Origin of the sequence: Helicovermis profundi (assembly GCF_033097505.1) — a bacterium.
Classification (GTDB): domain Bacteria; phylum Bacillota; class Clostridia; order Peptostreptococcales; family Acidaminobacteraceae; genus Helicovermis; species Helicovermis profundi.
Map to the genome: position 1 here is coordinate 1,343,470 of NZ_AP028654.1, position 17,157 is coordinate 1,360,626.

Here is a 17,157-nt window from a genome sequence, read left to right on the forward strand (position 1 = left end):
AAGGAAAATATGAAAAAATCAGCTAAGCAAATGATAGCCATGAGGACCATATATTCTATTTTTAAAACGTTTGTGCTAATTTTTGTAAATATATATTTATGGAAATCAGGCAAGGACATTAAATCAGTAGCAATTTTTAATATATTTAATTATATTGGTGCTACTATTTCTTTTTATGCAGCAAATAGAGTAGCCGTAAAAAACAATAAATATAATTATATATTTTCATCTATGTCCTTTATTGGATTATTTTTACTTGCCGTTATTTTAGGAACTGATTTATCAAAATATGCAATTATAATTGGATTTTTAGGTGGATTTGGAGATGGTTTTTTCTTTTTCAACCTAAATACATTTCAGGCTTTAGAACTCGATAAAGATGAAATTGATCAATTTATGAGTATGATGGGTGTTTTTTCAAAATTCACAAATATTGCTGCTCCAATCATAACTGGTGTTATAATTGAATTATATGGTTTTAAATTTATGGTTATTATTCTAATAATTTTAGTAATGATTCAGTTTGTACTATCTCTTATGATGCCAAGTAATAGGATTAAAACTGTTGGTAAAATAAATTTTAATAAACTAAAAACAAGAAAAAACTTTAGAAAAATATTATTGACTCATTCAATCAGAGCGCCATATAGTCAATTTACAATTCTGGCAAATAGTGTATTTATTTTCACCTTTGTTGGTAGCGAGTCAATTATGGGGATGTTAAACTCTATTTTTTCAGTGGCTTCAATAATATTATTTGTTACATATAGATATATGCAACGTTTTTATTCAAAACGGAAACTTATGTTTATAGGTGCTATAGGACATTCTCTAGCCATGCTTGTATTATTTAAAGCAAGCTTTATTACTTTTGTTATTTATAGTGTTGCCATTTCATTTGGAACTGCTTTTTTTAGCACACCACTTACAGGTATTCAAGTCCATACAGCAAAAAAATATTCTGAAACACAAGAAGAAATGCTTGGAAATTTAATGTCTAGAGTTATTATGTTAACTTTGGGAAGAAGTAGTTTTTATTTACTAATATTACTATTTTACAAAGACTTAAATTCTAATATTTTTATTGTATTTGTTCTGTACAATATGATTTCACCATTAATTTCATATTTTTTAGTAAAAGACGAAATATAACAAAAGCTCATTTTAATAATGAGCTTTTGTTATATAGTAACTAAGCTTTATTAAAAGTTTACTGAAAATTTGGAGTTTTTAGACAAAGGCTATAATTTAAATGAATTGAATATATATTAAGTAAGAGTAATATATATGTATATGATTAGTGGAGGTGTAATTTTTGAAAGATTTTGAATATTTTAAAGTTGAAAGTTTAAAAGAAGCAAGTGAACTATTATTAAAGTATGACGGTGAGGGGCATATTATAAACGGTGGAACTGACTTATTAATAAGATTAAGGGAAGGAATTACAAAACCAAATGCGGTTATCGATATTAAAGGAATTGAAGAATTAAACAAAATTCTTATAAATGAAGATAGCTTATTTATAGGAGCTTGTGTGAATTTAAATGAAATTGCAAGAAATAGAAAAATTAAAGAATTGTATCCCTTCTTTGCAGATTCTGCTATTTCAGTTGCTTCTAATCAAGTTAGAAATAGAGCGACTTGCATTGGGAATGTTTGTAATGCGTCTCCATTAGCTGATACGGCAACACCGTTAATGGCACTTGATGCAGAAGTTATTATTTATGGTCCAGAAGGCGAAAAAATAGTTCCAATTACAGAGTTTTTTGTATTTGTTAGAAAAACTGTTTTAAAAACTGGAGAAATTGTAAAAGGTATTAGAATTAATCATAGAGAAAATGTTAAAGGTAGTTTTTCAAAACTTGCTAGAAGAAAAGAAGTAGATTTATCTTTAGTATGTTCTAGCGTTGTTAAAGTTGGGTCTGAATTCAAAGTTAGTTTTGGAGCAGTTGCTCCAACTCCTGTTAGATTAAGTAAAACAGAAGAGTTTTTAAATAATAAAGAACTTACAGATGAAGTAATTAATGAAGCGTGTAATATAGCAACAAGTGAAGTTGCACCTATAAGTGATATAAGGGCATCAAAAGAATATAGAACTGAAATGGTTGAAGTACTTCTTAGAAGAGGTCTTAATAAAATAAAGTAAGGAGGCATTAAATTGAAATATAAAGTAAAATTTACTTTGAATAATGAAGAAGTTGAACACTATGTGGATACAAATATGACATTACTTAAAATGTTAAGGGAAGATTTTGATATGACAGGAGCAAAAGAAGGTTGTGGTGCTGGTGAATGTGGCGCATGTACAGTTATTATGGACGGAGAAGCTATTAATTCTTGTTTGGTACTTGCACCAGAAGTAGATGGAAGAGAAATTCTTACAATTGAGGGGCTAGGCAAAGATGATAAATTAGATCCTATGCAAGAAACATTTATTGAACATGCTGCACTTCAATGTGGTTATTGTACACCAGGTATGATACTTAGTGCAAAAGACTTACTTAAAAACAATCCTAATCCAACTAGAGATGAGATTAAAGAAGGCATGAGCGGAAACTTATGTAGATGCACGGGCTATAAAAAAATTGTTGATGCAATTGAAGATGTTGCGTCAAAAAATACAGAGAAGTAGGAGGGATAAAATTGAAATATGTAGGAAAGAGTGTTGAAAGAGTTGATGGACTAAAAAAAGTTACAGGATCGCTTAAATATGTTGATGATATGAAATTTTCAAAAACACTTTATGCAGCAGTGAAAAGAAGTCCTCATGCTCATGCAAAAATAGTAAATATAGATTATAGCAAAGCTTTAGAATTAAGAGGCGTTAAAGATATTATTACAGGAGAACATTATGCTAAACGTGGTGGACTCTATTTAGAAGATAAAAACTTTTTAGCAGTTGGTAAAGCAAGGTATAGAGGTGAAGCTGTTGTTGCGGTTGCAGCAATTAGTGAAAATATCGCAAAAGAAGCTGTTGAACTAATTGAAGTTGAATATGAAATTCTTCCAGCTGTTACAAATCCAATTGATGGTATGAAAGAAAATTCTCCTTTAGTTCATCCAGATTTAGGAGATTATAAATGGGCACCTGTGTTTTTCCCAAAACCAGGAACTAATATTAGTAACCACTATAAATTAAGAAAAGGTGATATTGATAAAGCTTTTGAAGTAGCAGATTTAGTTGTAGAAAACGAATTTCATATCCCTCATATACAACATGTTCCGATTGAAAACCATAGTGCAGTAGCAAAAATGGATATGGGTGGATTTCTAACAGTATGGGCAAGCTGTCAATCACCTTATGCAGTAAGGGAAGCTCTTGGAACAGCATTTGATGTACCGCTTAATAAAATAAGAATAATTTCTCCAGCGGTCGGAGGTGGATTTGGTTCAAAAGCGGGAACAACTCTTGAAGGAATTATAATACCACTTGCAATGAGAAATAAAGAGTGGGCAATAAAATTAACTTATTCAAGAGAAGATGAATTTCAAAATGCTTATGTAAGGCAAGGTCTTTATGAAACTATTAAAACCGCGGTTAGAAAAGATGGTAAAATTTTAGGCGTTAAGAATGAATTTGTTTGGGACGCTGGTGCCTATAATGAATATGGTGTGAATGTCACAAAAGCAACAGGATATGCATCTCCTGGACCTTATGATATAGAAAATATCTGGACTGATTCTTACTGTGTATATACAAACCATCCTGTAGGAGGACCTTATAGAGGGTTTGGTATGAGTGAAATTCATTATGGTATTGAGCAAAACCTTGATATAATAGCACATAAATTAGGTATTTCTCCAATTGAAATAAGAAGAATTAATGGTATGAAACCAGGTGGAACTACTGGTACAGGAGAAGTGGTTGATGTTTCAGGTCTTATGGAATGTATTGATCAGACTGAAAAGGATATAGAACTCGGAATTAAAACATATTCGAGTGAAGCTCATAAAGTTAGAGGAAAAGGTATTGCGTGTGGTTGGAAAGCACCATCAATGCCAAATAATGCAGCATCTTCAGCAGTGATAAAATTAAATGAAGATGGATCAGCGCATTTACTTGTAAGTGCACAAGATATTGGACAGGGTTCAGATACTGTAATGACACAATTTGCATCTGAAATATTATCTATTCCACCAGAAAAAATAACTATAAAAACTGGTGATACAGATCATACGCCATATGAGTGGCAAACAGTAGCTAGTAGAATAACGTATTCGGCTGGAAATGCTGTTTTAAAAGCAGCTAAAGATGTTAAAGAACAACTTATTGAACTTGCACAAATTAAGCTCGGAATATATAAAAGAGATTTAGAACTTAAAGACGGTTATGTTGTTTCTAAAATATATCCAGATAGAAAAGTACCATTTTCTGATCTTGCAACAGGACTCACTATGCCAGATGGTTCAGGAATTCATGGGCCAATTATTGGTAGAGGAGCTTTTATACCACCAAATATTAGAGATGCAGATAAAAAAACTGGTCTTGGGGATCATCCAGTTGTCTTTTGGACTTATGGAGCTCAGGGTGCTGAAATAGAAGTAGATACAGAAACTGGACATATTAAAGTCCTTAAAGTGTCATCTTGCTTTGACGTTGGAAAAGTAGTTAATCCAAAATTAATTGAAGGACAAATAGAAGGTGCAATTATGCAAGGCTTAGGTTCAGTTCTATTTGAAGAATTAATATTAAAAGATGGAAAATTATTAAATCCATCATTTGTTGATTACAAAATTCCAACATTTGATGATATGCCTGAGATGATAGTGAAATTTGTTGAAAATCCTGAAGAAACAGGTCCTTTTGGTGCTAGGGCAATTGCAGAACCAGCTATGGTTCCTTCAGCTCCAGTTATTGCTAATGCACTTTATGATGCGCTTGGTATTCGTATAAAAAGTATGCCTTTAACTTCAGAAAAAGTATTAAATGCATTAAAAGAAAAAAGAAAAAACGAAAAATTATAATATTAAATAATAAACAACAGTAAAACTATATTTGTAGAATTAATTTTATTGGTTCTACAAATATAGCAATTATGCTATAATTTTAAAGGTTTATATTTTGCAAATTTGTTTAATGAATTTATTTTTTTTATTATTTGCAAAAATAATATAACGAGAGATGGGGGTAAATAATTTTAAAAGGGGTGTAATATGGGTATTGAAAAAGAAAAAGAATTACATGTAAATCATGATGCGATTCGTGACGTAAGACAATTAGGTGTACCAAAAATGATTACTCTCGGTATGCAACATGCGTTTACTATGTTTGGAGCAACTGTACTTGTACCAATCATTACTGGTCTTGATGTTTCTGTTTCATTATTTATGGCTGGTATTGGAACATTACTTTTTCATCTTATTACTAAAGGAAAAGTTCCGGTATTTTTAGGTTCATCGTTTGCTTTTATTGCTCCAATGCTTGCGGTTGCAGATACTTTTGGACTTGACTATGCTAGGGGTGGTATAGTTGTTGCTGGTTTTATTTATCTAATACTTGCGGGTCTTATTACGGTATTTGGAACAGAAAAAGTAATTAGGTTTTTCCCACCAGTAGTTACAGGACCAATAATTCTTGTGATTGGTCTTAAGCTTGCACCAGTTGCTATTAATATGGCATCCAGCGATTGGCTTATTGCAGTAATTGCATTTTCAATTGTAACCATTGTTAGTGTTTTTGGAAAAGGATTTGCAAAAATTATTCCAGTAATAATAGCACTATTAGGTACATATATTATTGCTCTTATTTTTGGAAAAGTAGATTTATCACCGATTACTCAAGCAAGTTGGTTTGGAATTCCTCATTTTACAATTGCAAAATTTAACTTAAGTGCAATTATTACTGTAGCTCCGCTAGCTCTTGCTACTATGGTTGAACATGTTGGAGATATTTTAGCAATAGGTGCGACAGTTGAAAAAGACTTTATAGAAGATCCAGGTCTTAATTATACATTAACAGGAGATGGAATTGCGACTGCACTTTCTGCTTTTGTTGGTGGACCAGCTAATACAACTTATTCTGAAAATACTGGAGTTCTTGCTTTAACAAGAGCATGGGATCCTGTTATTATGAGAATTGCTGCTTTATTTGCAATATGTTTAGGATTAATTCCAAAACTTAGTTCTTTTATTAGCACAATTCCATCATCAGTAATTGGTGGTATTTCAATTATATTATTTGGAATGATTGCGTCGATTGGGGCGAGAACTTTAGTTGAACATCAAGTTGATTTTACAAAATCAAGAAACTTAATTGTTGCTGCAGTAATACTAGTTCTTGGACTAGGCGGAGCGTCTTTACCAATTACTATTGGTGCAGTTTCAATTTCGATAGAAGGAATGGCGTTAGCTGCTATAGTTGGTATAATTTTAAATATAGTTTTACCAGAATAATTTTATTAAATCCTCTCGTTAGAAAAGACCCCTTTTGGGGTCTTTTTTTTAATAAAAAATGCATTAATAATAAACAAAATTTAAGAATATTTATTATAAATTTTAATAAATTGTTAATAGTTAACAAAGCGAAATATATATTATTTTCGAAAAGGTTGAATTTTCAGAAAAAATTATATATTATTAATATATACATAATATAGTTTAGTATATATAACTAAACTAAGAAATATATTATAATTTGGAGTGAAATTATGAATAAAGAGCTAGGTATATCTGTAGAGGAACTTTTAAAATTACCTGTATTAAAAAATGCAAAAATCATTTCTGGTGTAAATGGTAGAAATCGTACAATAACAAAAATTAACGTGATGGAAGTACCTGATATAATTAATTGGGTCAAAAAGGGTGAATTTCTTTTAACGACAGCTTTTTCGATAAAAGATGATTTGAATATTTTAAAAGAATTAATTGTCAAAATGAATAGGATAGGCCTTTCTGGTATTGGTATTAAAACAAAAAGATATATTGAAAAAATACCAAAAAACATTTTAGATATTGCAAATGAACTTGATTTTCCAATTATAGAAATACCTTATGATGTGTCATTTGGAGATATTATTACGCCTGCTCTTTCTAAAATTGTAAATAAACAGGCGACCGTTTTAAAGCAAATTGATCTACTTAATCAAAGTCTTACTTCTATTATGTTAAAGGGAGGGGGATTAAAAGAAATTTCGGATTCGATAAGTAATAATCTTAAACTTCCAGTAGCGATTATTGATGATGTATTTAAAGAAAGTGTTATTAGCTTTGAAGATGGAAATTATGAAGGCTACAAAGAAATAATAAACTTAATTTCTAAGAATTCAAATTTAGATATTTTAATAAAAGAAAAAGATTTGATTGATGGTAAAAAAACTGAAAGAATTCAAATTCCAATTCTTTCGGAGGAAAAGTGTTTTGGATCAGTTGTTCTTTGGCAAACTAAAAGAATTTTAACGAGCATGGAGCAGTCAGTTATTGAATCCTCGGTTTCGTTGATTGCACTAAATATTATGAAAAGATTATCAATTTTTGAAAATGAAAATAGACACAAAATTGAGTTTATTGATGATTTGCTTTCAGATAATTTGGAGGTACAAAGTTCAATTCTAGAAAAAGCTGATTATTTTAATTTTAATATCAATTACTCTTATACAGTTATTGAACTTGCAATAAATAAACTAAGTGAAAAAGTAAAATTAACTCCAAATAATGCAGATTATTTGGAAACTGTAAAAAATACTTTAATGAATATTGTAGACAGAGTTTCAAGAATATCTTATAAAAATGTTATTTATGCAAAGAAAAGCAATAGAGTATATATTCTATTTGGATCAAAAAAAGATATGCCGATAAATAAGGTCAAAAGTAAAATTTTAGAATATTCGAATTATATATTAAAATATGCTGAGGAAGCAGGAATTAAAGAAAATTTATCAATTGGTATTGGCAGGAATTATTCTGATTTAAAAAAATTATACAATAGTAAGCGTGAAGCCAAAAGGTCTGTAGAAAACTTAATTCTTAAAAATTCATCAGAATCATTAATTCATTACGATGAGCTTGGCATATATAAGTTGCTATCTTATGAAGAATTAAAACCTGAATTATATCAATTTTATTTAGATACTTTAGAGCCTCTTGTGAAATATGATAGAGAAAAAGAAACAGAACTCGTAGATACACTCGCTATGTATTATAAATGTGGGGGTAATTTAAAAAGAGTATCAGAAAAATTATATACTCACTATAATACAATTATTTATAGAATTCAAAGAATAAAAGAAATAATAAATATTGATTTAGATAATTCAGACGATAGTTTGAATTTGCAAATTGCATTAAAAATTGTTGATATTATTGACCCTAATTAAAAAAAGATTCTTAATCAAAGCGAATATTCACCTTTGGTTAAGAATCTTTTTTAGCTTTAGTATAATGTACCAAACAAAACTCAGAATTTTGGAATATTAATCTAAAGGAATTGAACATGAATTTGGAGTAATATTATATTAGAGATAAATGTAAAGGATGGTTGTATGAATGCGATTTTAGTAGCTAGCGATTTGAATATGTTATTAACTAATAAATTAAAGTTAGAGGGTAATATTCATTCAGTTTTTGAACATGCTGTTAATATCCTAACAAACGATAATTTTTTTATAACTATTTTAACAATTGAAAGAGATATTTCTCCAATGTCCATTATTATAAAAGAAAATAATTTTTTAGCAATTGATTTCAAAGTTGGTCAAGAAGTGTTAATTACTAAGAAAAAAATCCAAATAATTAATAGTGAATTCGAAATAATATTAACAAATTCAAAAGAATGGAATTTTAATATTTTTTCAAAATCTAAATATATTTCTTTAAAAAATTATAAAAAAAATATTCAATTGTTTGAAAAAACTTTAATTAAATACGGCAATTCAAATGGTATTTTACCAATTGTTTTTGAAGTTGATGCAATTAATATCAAAAGTAAATTAAATAAACCTTTTATAGCTTCAAATCATTACTCCGTTTTTATTAAAGAAAGAGTAAATGAATTCTTGAAACAATTTATTAATTTTGATGAAAATATTTTTCCTTTATTAATAAAAAAAATAATAGGATTTGGTCCAGGATTAACGCCATCTATTGACGATTTTTTATCGGGACTTATGATTATGAGTATTCATTTGGCGCGTTATTTTGAACTCGACACCACTAAAATAAAAAGAATAAATAGGTTGATTTATACTTCTTCACTAGAAAAAACAACTAAAGTCAGTGAAGAAATGCTTAAAAATTCGATGAATGAAAAAAGTTCATTAGGATTTTTAAATGTTATTAAATCAATTTTATATGAGAGTAATTTAGATACAGAAAAAACAATTTTAGAAGCAATTAAATATGGAGATACCTCAGGAAGCGATTTTTTACTGGGAGTTCTAACCGCAATTAATTTATTTGAAAATGAAAATATAAGGAGGAATTTTATTAATGATTAAGTATGAAATAAGAAAGAATACGTATTATGATTCAGTAACTCTTATGCTAATTTCTAAGGAAATAAAAGGCATGGAAGGTGTTAATGAAGTTTTAGTTGGTATGGCGACTGAATTAAATAAAGAACTTATAGGAAATTTAAATCTTTCAAGTGATAAAATAACTGAATTGTCAGCCAATGATTTTTTTATTGCAACAGATGTTGAAAAAGGTGAAATAATTAATGATGTTATAAAAAAGGTGGATGAACTTCTAACGGAAAAAAAATCAAAATCCAGTAAAGATTACAAACCTGCATCTATGGATTCAGCTTTAAAATATCAAGCGAATTCTAATATGGTTATTATTTCAGTTCCAGGTAAATATGCAGCTGGTGAAGTTGAAAAAGCATTAAACTTAGATTTAAATGTAATGCTTTTTAGTGATAATGTTTCAATTGAAGATGAAAAAAGATTGAAAGAATTAGCTTGTAAAAAAGAACTTTTAATGATGGGCCCGGACTGCGGAACAGCGATTATTAATAATATACCATTAGCATTTGCAAATGTAGTTAAAAAAGGTGATATTGGAATTGTTGGTGCATCTGGCACTGGTACTCAAGAAGTATCTTCATTAATTGATAAATTTGGTAAAGGAGTATCTCAAGTTATTGGAACTGGTGGACGTGATTTAAAAGCTGAAATTGGTGGACTTATGATGAAACAAGGAATTAAAGCTTTAATTGAGGATGATGATACTAAAGTAATAGTTCTTATTTCTAAGCCACCAAATCCTAAAGTGGCAAAAGAGGTATTAGATTTAGTAAAAGAAACAGATAAGCCATTTGTTGTTGATTTTATAGGTGGTGATTTAGAAACAATTAAAAGTTCAGGTGCATATGGTGCTATAACTCTTGAAGATTGTGCACTAAAAGCAGTAGCACTTTCTAGTGGAAATGAAGTAGTAGATTTTACAGGCTTTACTATGTCAAATGAAGATGTTGAAAAAATAGTAAAATCTGAGTCAAGCAAATTTGATAATGAACAAATGTATTTTAGAGCTTTATATACAGGTGGAACTTTAGCTGATGAAGCAATGAAGATTATGGGTAAGGATATAAAAAACATTTACTCAAATATACCTTTGAGTGAAGAATATGCATTAAAAGATATTAATCATAGTATAGAAAATACTTGTATTGATTTAGGGGAAGATATATTTACTGTTGGAAGACCTCATCCAATGATTGATCCTAGTACAAGAAGTGATAGATTAGTAAAAGAAATTAATGATGATGTTGCTCTTTTATTAATGGATATTGTTTTAGGATATGGCTCACACATTGACCCAGCAGGCGAAATGGTAAAACCTATTCTTGAAGCAAAAGAAAAAATGGCTAAAAAAGGAAAATATTTATCTGTTGTTTGCTCAATATGTGGAACAGATGGTGATCCGCAGAGTCTTAAAAAATCAAAAGAAGTTTTAGAAGAAGCTGGAGTTATTGTAATGCCATCAAATTCTCAGGCAGTTAGATTATCATTAAAAATATTAAACAATATCAAATAATGAGAGGTGTAAGATGAATAAAATTAATAAGCTGTTTAAGTCAGAACTAGAAGTTATAAATATTGGACTTGAATCTTTTTATAATGATCTTAAGGTTCAGGATGTAAAAGTGATTCATGTTGATTGGAAACCATCAGCTGGTGGAAATAAAAAAATGGCATCAATGTTATCAAGATTAAAAGCTAAAAAGTAGTAAATCTTGATGATTATATAAAATAAATATAAGCTAAATTTTAAGGAGATGAGATTTTTGCAAGAAAAAATTCAAAAAGCAAATAAGGAAGCGCTTAGACGTCTTCAAAGTGCAAAACCGACATTAATTGGTATTGGTGTAGCTAAAGATGAAATTCCTGGTATGGATATAAAGACAATTCTACACGCAGGACCACCAATTAAGTGGGAAAATATGAGTGGACCATTAAAAGGGGCAATTATTGGTGGTTTAATTTATGAAGGACTAGCTTCTGACGAGGAATCTGCAATTAAATTAGCTGAGTCAGGCGAAATTAAATTTGATTCTTGTCATCATCATAATGCAGTTGGACCAATGGCTGGAGTAATAACTGCGAGCATGCCAGTATGGATTCTAATTAATAAAGAGTTTGGTAATAATTCATATTGTACTTTAAATGAAGGTCTTGGTAAGGTTTTAAGATACGGTGCATTTAGTGAAGAAGTAATTGATAGACTTAAGTGGATGGAAAAAGTGTTAGCTCCAGTATTAAAAGATGCGCTTAAGTTAAGAGGGGAAATTGATTTAAAAACAATGATTGCACAAGTTGTTCAAATGGGCGATGAAGGCCATAATAGAAATAAAGCTGGAACTTCATTACTAATAAGAGAACTTGCTCCTTATATTGTTCAAACTGAATATTCAAATGATGATAAATCGGATGTACTTAAATTTATGCATAGTAATGATCATTTCTTCTTAAACTTAACAATGCCAGCTTGTAAGTGTTCTTTAGATCCACTTGAAGGAATTGAGTATAGCACGATTGTTTACACAATGGCTAGAAATGGTACTGAGTTTGGAATTAGAGTTTCAGGAATAGGAAATAGATGGTTTAATGCTCCTGCAAATATAGTAAAAGGTTTATTATTCCCAGGATTTACTGAAGAAGATTGTAATCCAGATATTGGAGATAGTGTTATAACTGAAACTACAGGAATTGGTGGTTTTGCAATGGCAACGGCACCTGCTATTGTTCAATTCGTCGGTGGTACTCCTGAGGATGCTCTTAATTATACAACTAAAATGTATGAAATTACTGAAGAAGAAAATTCAACTTATAAGATTCCAAATATGGATTTTAGAGGAACTCCAACTGGTATAGATATTCAAAAGGTTATTGAAACTCAAATATTACCTATAATAAACACTGGAATTGCTCATAAAGATGCTGGAATTGGTCAGGTAGGTGCAGGAATAGTTCATCCACCAATGAAATGTTTTGAGGATGCACTTGAAGCATATATTACAGATTTAGAAGAAAAAGGACTTTTAGAATAATAAGCTTTATAGTTATAATGGAGAAATTTAATAAAATATAAATATTATGATATATAAATTTAGGAGGATATATAATGGAATTTTTAAAACTTTGGGAAAATGTAAAAATGTATGATTTAACACAAAATCTTAGTCACTTAACTCCACCATGGCCAACATATGAGCCACTTCAAATTAAATTTTTTAAGCGTCTTTCACCAAATGGAGCTAATGGACAGCTTATAACTACTTCAAATCACGTTGGAACACATTTAGATGGACCTATGCATTTCGATACTGCTGGACGTGATATTGCATCTTTAGAATTAGAGAAATTGATTGGTCCTGGTTGTGTTGTTGATTTATCTGATATGTCAGAAGACTTTGGTATATATTCACCAAAAGATATTACTGATAGAGTAGAAGTTAAAGAAGGAGATATTTTAATTATCAATACAGGATATCACAAGTATGGTTGGGATCAACCGGAAGCTGATGAAAGAAGATATATGCTTCGTCACCCTGGACCTTCTCATGATTTTGTAGAATGGGCAATTAAAATGAAATTAAAATGGATTGGAGTAGACTGTGGTTCGGCAGATCACCCTATGAATACAAAAATTAGAGACTGGGAACCTAGAGAAGCAGAAGCTGCTGATAAATATTTACAAGAAAAATACGGTAAAACTCTTCAAGAGATGTACCCTTGGCCTCAAGAGTATCAAGCAATGCATGTTCAATTATTTATAAAGCCATTTGAAGTAATTCATGCTGAAAATCTAGGTGGAGATATTGATAAATTATCAAATAGAAGATTAGTGATTGGTTGTTATCCTTGGAAATTTGAAGGTGGAGAATCAAGTATTAGTAGAATTGTTGCATATGATGATAAGTAAATTTTAAAGTATTATAGTTTTACTTTTATTTTAGCTAATATAAGCCTGTCTTTGACAGGCTTATATACTAATGATTATTAACAAATTAAGGGGTATGTTTATGGGACCATTAAAAAACTTAAAAGTATTGGATTTAACTAGAGTACTAGCTGGACCTTATTGTACAATGGTTTTAGGTGATCTAGGTGCAGATATTATTAAAGTAGAAATGCCTATAAAAGGCGATGACTCTAGACATTTTGGACCATATCAAAATGGTGAAAGTGCATATTTTATGAGTCTAAATAGAAATAAAAGAAGTATTGTACTAAATTTAAAAGATGAAAAGCAAAAAGATGTATTAAAAGAGTTGGTAAAAAACGTGGATGTAATAGTTGAGAATTATAGACCTGGCACTATGGAAAAATTAGGACTGGGTTATGATATTTTAAAAGAAATAAATCCAAAAATTATTTATGCAGCAGCATCAGGATTTGGGCATAGTGGACCCTATAGTACAAGACCTGCATATGATGGTGTTGTTCAAGCTATGGGTGGAATTATGAGTATTACTGGAAGTGAAGGAGGAAAACCAACAAGGGTTGGGCCTTCAGTTGGAGATATAACAGCAGGACTTTTTACTGCCATTGGTATACTTGCAGCACTAACAAACTTAAGAGAAACTGGTCAGGGTCAAAAAGTTGATGTTGCAATGTTAGATTGCCAAGTTGCAATTCTTGAAAATGCAATTGCTAGATATGTAGTGTCTGGTGAATCTCCAAAGCCTGCAGGAAATAAACATTCATCAATTGTACCATTTGAACCATTCAATACAAAAGATGGAGAAATAATGATTGCAGTCGGTAATGATGCAATTTGGTCAAGGTTTTGTAAAGTTACTGAGCTTGAAAAATTAATTGAAGACGAAAGATTTAAAATTAATCCTAATAGGAATAAAAATTATAAGGTACTTAAACCACTTATAGACGAACAAATTATTAAAAAGACTACAAAAGAATGGATAGAGATATTTAATGAAGTAGGAGTGCCTAATGGACCAATTAATAATATAGAAATGGTTCTAAATGATGATCAAGTTAAAGCGAGAAATATGATAATTGATGTTGATCATCCTAAAGCTGGAAGTCTTAAAATGCCAGGTGTTCCAATTAAAATGAGTGAAACTCAGGGTGATATAAGAAGACCTGCTCCCCTTCTTGGTGAACATACTGAGGATATACTTAGAGAAGTTCTTAATTACACTGATGAAGATATAAAAAAATTTAATAATTAAAATAATATTTATACTTAATTATCTTAGAGAAGATCTTTTGATAATTAAGTTTTTTTTTTGACATATTTATAAGGGTGTGATAAACTTGCTATAGCAACCAATGCTATAGCAAGTTTGTTTGGAGGTTAGTGTGAATATAGGAAATTTAATTGATGTTATTCCTTTTTATATGAATAGGATATGCATGACATATGCTCCTCATAGAAATAAGGGGAATTTAAATCAAACTCAAATTAAAGTTTTAATTGCTGTTGGGAAAAATGAAGGTGTATCAATTATAAGGCTGAGTGAAATGCTAATGATAGACTCAGGGGCATTAAGTAGAATTATAAAAAAACTTTGTGAAAAAAAAATGATTAAAAGAGTTATAAGTGAGAAAGACCGAAGAGTTTCATATCTTTTTATTGAAAATGAAGGGAAAGCTGTATTTGAAGAAAATATAAATAAAATTCATAAACATATAGAAAAATTATTTTCTGTTTTTAATGATGAAGAAAAAAAAGAAATTTATGGTGCGCTTGAGATTTTAAATAAATACTCAGAAAGGATAAGATAAAATGAGCAATTTTTATAAAAAAAATTATAGTTTAAAAGAGTTTTATCATATAATAGATAAAGCGGTTTTTTCAAAGAAAGATTTTGATAAAGCAATGAAAACAAAACTTATTGACGAAGAATTTAAAACTAGAATAATGCTAGCAGTAACAGAGATTAATGGCTGTGAGATATGCAACAATTACCACACTAAAGAAGCGAGGGAACTTGCAATAAAAAAAGAAAACACACAAATATTTAATAGTGAAGTTTTTACTATGTCATCATCAAAAAAAGAATTAGCAATTGAATTTGCAGAAAATTATGCACTTGAAAATGGCAATTATAGTGAAGAAAAATGGAATGAACTAATAGACTATTATGGAGAGGAAAAGAGTAATGCAATTCTTGGTGCAATTAGACTTATTATGATGGGAAACGCACATGGTATTGCAGCTGGTGCTCTAATCAGAAGAATGAAATTTAAGCCAGTAAAAAATAGTACTTTTCTAAATGAATTAGCCTTAACCCTTAGTGTGATTGTATTTGTTCCAACAGCAATTATTAAAAGGAAAGTTCTTGGAATAATATAGTTTGATATATGTAAATTATGATATAATTACTTAATAAAGAAATCGGAGGAAAATCTTTTGAATAGTAATTTATTAAAACTCGATTACATCATAAATATTGAGAAATTTCAAAAAATTCAAGATGATATTGCCAAAGCAGTGGATATGGCAATTTTGACAGTTGACTATAAAGGTAAGCCCTTTACCCGCCATAGTAGTTGTAGTGAATTTTGCAGAAGAATTAGAGAACATGAAAATTATAGTAAATTATGTGAAAAATGTGATTCTAGAGGCGGACTTGAAGCGGTTAGAAAGCAGAAACCTTATATTTATTTGTGTCATGTTGGATTAGTAGATTTGGCAATACCTATTATAGTTGATGGGCAGTATTTGGGAGCAATAATGGCGGGACAAGTAAGACTTGAGTCTTCAAATGCTAAGCTTGAAAAAATAGTTAATGATCAGTATTATAATATAAATTTAGATGAAGAAACAGAGTTAGAAAAATTATATGAAAATCTTCCTATTATGAAGTTTGAAAAAATAAATGAAGTCGCGAATATGCTATTTCATATTACGAATTATATGGTAGAAGATGCTGTTTTAAAAATAGCATTAAGTGAATATGACGAAGAAAAAATAAATTCAAAAGTTAATAATAAACTTGTAAAAACGCTTCAAAATGTAGATAAAGATGATAAATCTATTCATCTTACTACTGTAAAGACTAAATTCCCAAAATATCTAATTATTATTAATCCTGCACTTGAATATATTAGTGATAATTATAATGAAAAATTATATATAGATGATATGGCTAAACTTTGTAATATAAGTACAAGTTATTTTAGTAAATTATTTAAAAAAAGTATTGGTCAGTCATTTTCCACTTATGTAAATATTGTGAAAATGAATAAAGCAAAAGAAGTATTAAAAGCAAAAGATATACCGATAATAAATTTAGCACTTGAACTTGGATATGAGGACTGCGGATATTTTATAAAAGTATTTAAAAAAATTGTTGGAACAACACCTGCTGCTTATAAAAAAGAAATCAGCAAAAAAAATTAGCTAAAAGCTATTTTTTTTGCTGATTTTTACTATTTAAATAATGTTTTTTTACAAATTGCTCTTTTAAATAGACTTATATTGGCAATTTATGTTTTTAGTATTACAATTCAAAATATAATGAAAAAATTAATTTTCCTTAAAGTATAGAATATTCCTATCGAAAAATACTAAAAGATGATAGTTTGGTCTAATGTAATTAAACGAATTCTCTGATAATATTTAACTACAAAGCAGATTATTACAGAGTATGCAATTAACGATTAAGGAGCTAGCTATACAAAAGTCAAGAAATAAATGATGCTTTTTTTAAATGATAAAATAGAATTTTGAGCATACTTAATAAGA

The 17,157-nt window shown here is 29.4% G+C and carries 15 protein-coding genes; all 15 read left to right on the forward strand.

Annotation, left to right across the window (positions count from 1 at the left end):
* The first annotated feature begins 9 nt into the window (after window positions 1–9).
* Window positions 10–1,152: an MFS transporter gene (locus AACH12_RS05920; RefSeq protein ID WP_338537141.1), complete on the forward strand. Its 1,143-nt coding sequence runs from the start codon at window positions 10–12 to the stop codon at window positions 1,150–1,152.
* A gap of 163 nt (window positions 1,153–1,315) precedes the next feature.
* On the forward strand, window positions 1,316–2,146 hold the full coding sequence (locus tag AACH12_RS05925; protein WP_338537142.1) for an FAD binding domain-containing protein: 831 nt from the start codon (window positions 1,316–1,318) through the stop codon (window positions 2,144–2,146).
* Between the two features lie 12 nt (window positions 2,147–2,158).
* Window positions 2,159–2,632 carry a (2Fe-2S)-binding protein gene (locus AACH12_RS05930; protein WP_338537143.1) on the forward strand — a complete coding sequence of 158 codons (474 nt, stop codon included), beginning with the start codon at window positions 2,159–2,161 and terminating at the stop codon, window positions 2,630–2,632.
* 11 nt (window positions 2,633–2,643) lie between these two features.
* Entirely contained in the window at window positions 2,644–4,965 is a 2,322-nt protein-coding gene (locus AACH12_RS05935; RefSeq protein WP_338537144.1) for a xanthine dehydrogenase family protein molybdopterin-binding subunit, read from the forward strand.
* A 189-nt stretch (window positions 4,966–5,154) separates the two neighbouring features.
* A complete protein-coding gene (locus tag AACH12_RS05940; protein WP_338537145.1) occupies window positions 5,155–6,393 on the forward strand; it encodes a uracil-xanthine permease family protein in 1,239 nt (412 codons plus the stop codon).
* A 254-nt stretch (window positions 6,394–6,647) separates the two neighbouring features.
* The gene (locus tag AACH12_RS05945; protein WP_338537146.1) at window positions 6,648–8,312 is read left to right on the forward strand and encodes a PucR family transcriptional regulator; all 1,665 of its coding nucleotides are present in this window, start codon (window positions 6,648–6,650) and stop codon (window positions 8,310–8,312) included.
* A gap of 165 nt (window positions 8,313–8,477) precedes the next feature.
* Entirely contained in the window at window positions 8,478–9,431 is a 954-nt protein-coding gene (locus tag AACH12_RS05950) for an oxamate carbamoyltransferase subunit AllH family protein (RefSeq protein ID WP_338537147.1), read from the forward strand.
* Window positions 9,424–10,974 carry an acyl-CoA synthetase FdrA gene (gene fdrA / locus AACH12_RS05955; RefSeq protein WP_338537148.1) on the forward strand — a complete coding sequence of 517 codons (1,551 nt, stop codon included), beginning with the start codon at window positions 9,424–9,426 and terminating at the stop codon, window positions 10,972–10,974. Before AACH12_RS05950 ends, fdrA begins: the two co-directional genes overlap by 8 nt.
* A 13-nt stretch (window positions 10,975–10,987) precedes the next feature.
* Entirely contained in the window at window positions 10,988–11,167 is a 180-nt protein-coding gene (locus tag AACH12_RS05960) for a fdrA domain protein (protein WP_338537149.1), read from the forward strand.
* Window positions 11,168–11,224: 57 nt separating this feature from the next.
* A complete protein-coding gene (locus tag AACH12_RS05965) occupies window positions 11,225–12,487 on the forward strand; it encodes a YlbE family protein (RefSeq protein ID WP_463671003.1) in 1,263 nt (420 codons plus the stop codon).
* Window positions 12,488–12,561: 74 nt separating this feature from the next.
* Window positions 12,562–13,362 (forward strand): cyclase family protein, encoded by an 801-nt coding sequence (locus tag AACH12_RS05970; protein ID WP_338537151.1) that lies wholly within the window; start codon window positions 12,562–12,564, stop codon window positions 13,360–13,362.
* A 100-nt stretch (window positions 13,363–13,462) separates the two neighbouring features.
* Window positions 13,463–14,635, forward strand: a complete 1,173-nt coding sequence (locus tag AACH12_RS05975) for a CaiB/BaiF CoA transferase family protein (protein ID WP_338537152.1) — start codon at window positions 13,463–13,465, stop codon at window positions 14,633–14,635.
* Between the two features lie 130 nt (window positions 14,636–14,765).
* Window positions 14,766–15,191: a MarR family winged helix-turn-helix transcriptional regulator gene (locus AACH12_RS05980; RefSeq protein ID WP_338537153.1), complete on the forward strand. Its 426-nt coding sequence runs from the start codon at window positions 14,766–14,768 to the stop codon at window positions 15,189–15,191.
* A 1-nt stretch (window position 15,192) separates the two neighbouring features.
* Window positions 15,193–15,762, forward strand: coding sequence for a carboxymuconolactone decarboxylase family protein (locus tag AACH12_RS05985; RefSeq protein ID WP_338537154.1), 570 nt, complete (start codon window positions 15,193–15,195; stop codon window positions 15,760–15,762).
* A gap of 57 nt (window positions 15,763–15,819) precedes the next feature.
* Complete coding sequence (locus tag AACH12_RS05990; protein WP_338537155.1) at window positions 15,820–16,812, forward strand: PocR ligand-binding domain-containing protein; 993 nt, start codon at window positions 15,820–15,822, stop codon at window positions 16,810–16,812.
* Window positions 16,813–17,157: the final 345 nt, after the last annotated feature.

What these genes read in the sequence shown, in the direction of transcription:
- fdrA (WP_338537148.1), top strand. Translation starts at nt 9,424, where the DNA reads ATGATTAAGTATGAAATAAGAAAGAATACGTATTATGATTCAGTAACT.
- AACH12_RS05960 (WP_338537149.1), top strand. Translation starts at nt 10,988, where the DNA reads ATGAATAAAATTAATAAGCTGTTTAAGTCAGAACTAGAAGTTATAAAT.
- AACH12_RS05985 (WP_338537154.1), top strand. Translation starts at nt 15,193, where the DNA reads ATGAGCAATTTTTATAAAAAAAATTATAGTTTAAAAGAGTTTTATCAT.
- AACH12_RS05950 (WP_338537147.1), top strand. Translation starts at nt 8,478, where the DNA reads ATGAATGCGATTTTAGTAGCTAGCGATTTGAATATGTTATTAACTAAT.
- AACH12_RS05920 (WP_338537141.1), top strand. Translation starts at nt 10, where the DNA reads ATGAAAAAATCAGCTAAGCAAATGATAGCCATGAGGACCATATATTCT.
- AACH12_RS05975 (WP_338537152.1), top strand. Translation starts at nt 13,463, where the DNA reads ATGGGACCATTAAAAAACTTAAAAGTATTGGATTTAACTAGAGTACTA.
- AACH12_RS05940 (WP_338537145.1), top strand. Translation starts at nt 5,155, where the DNA reads ATGGGTATTGAAAAAGAAAAAGAATTACATGTAAATCATGATGCGATT.
- AACH12_RS05970 (WP_338537151.1), top strand. Translation starts at nt 12,562, where the DNA reads ATGGAATTTTTAAAACTTTGGGAAAATGTAAAAATGTATGATTTAACA.
- AACH12_RS05945 (WP_338537146.1), top strand. Translation starts at nt 6,648, where the DNA reads ATGAATAAAGAGCTAGGTATATCTGTAGAGGAACTTTTAAAATTACCT.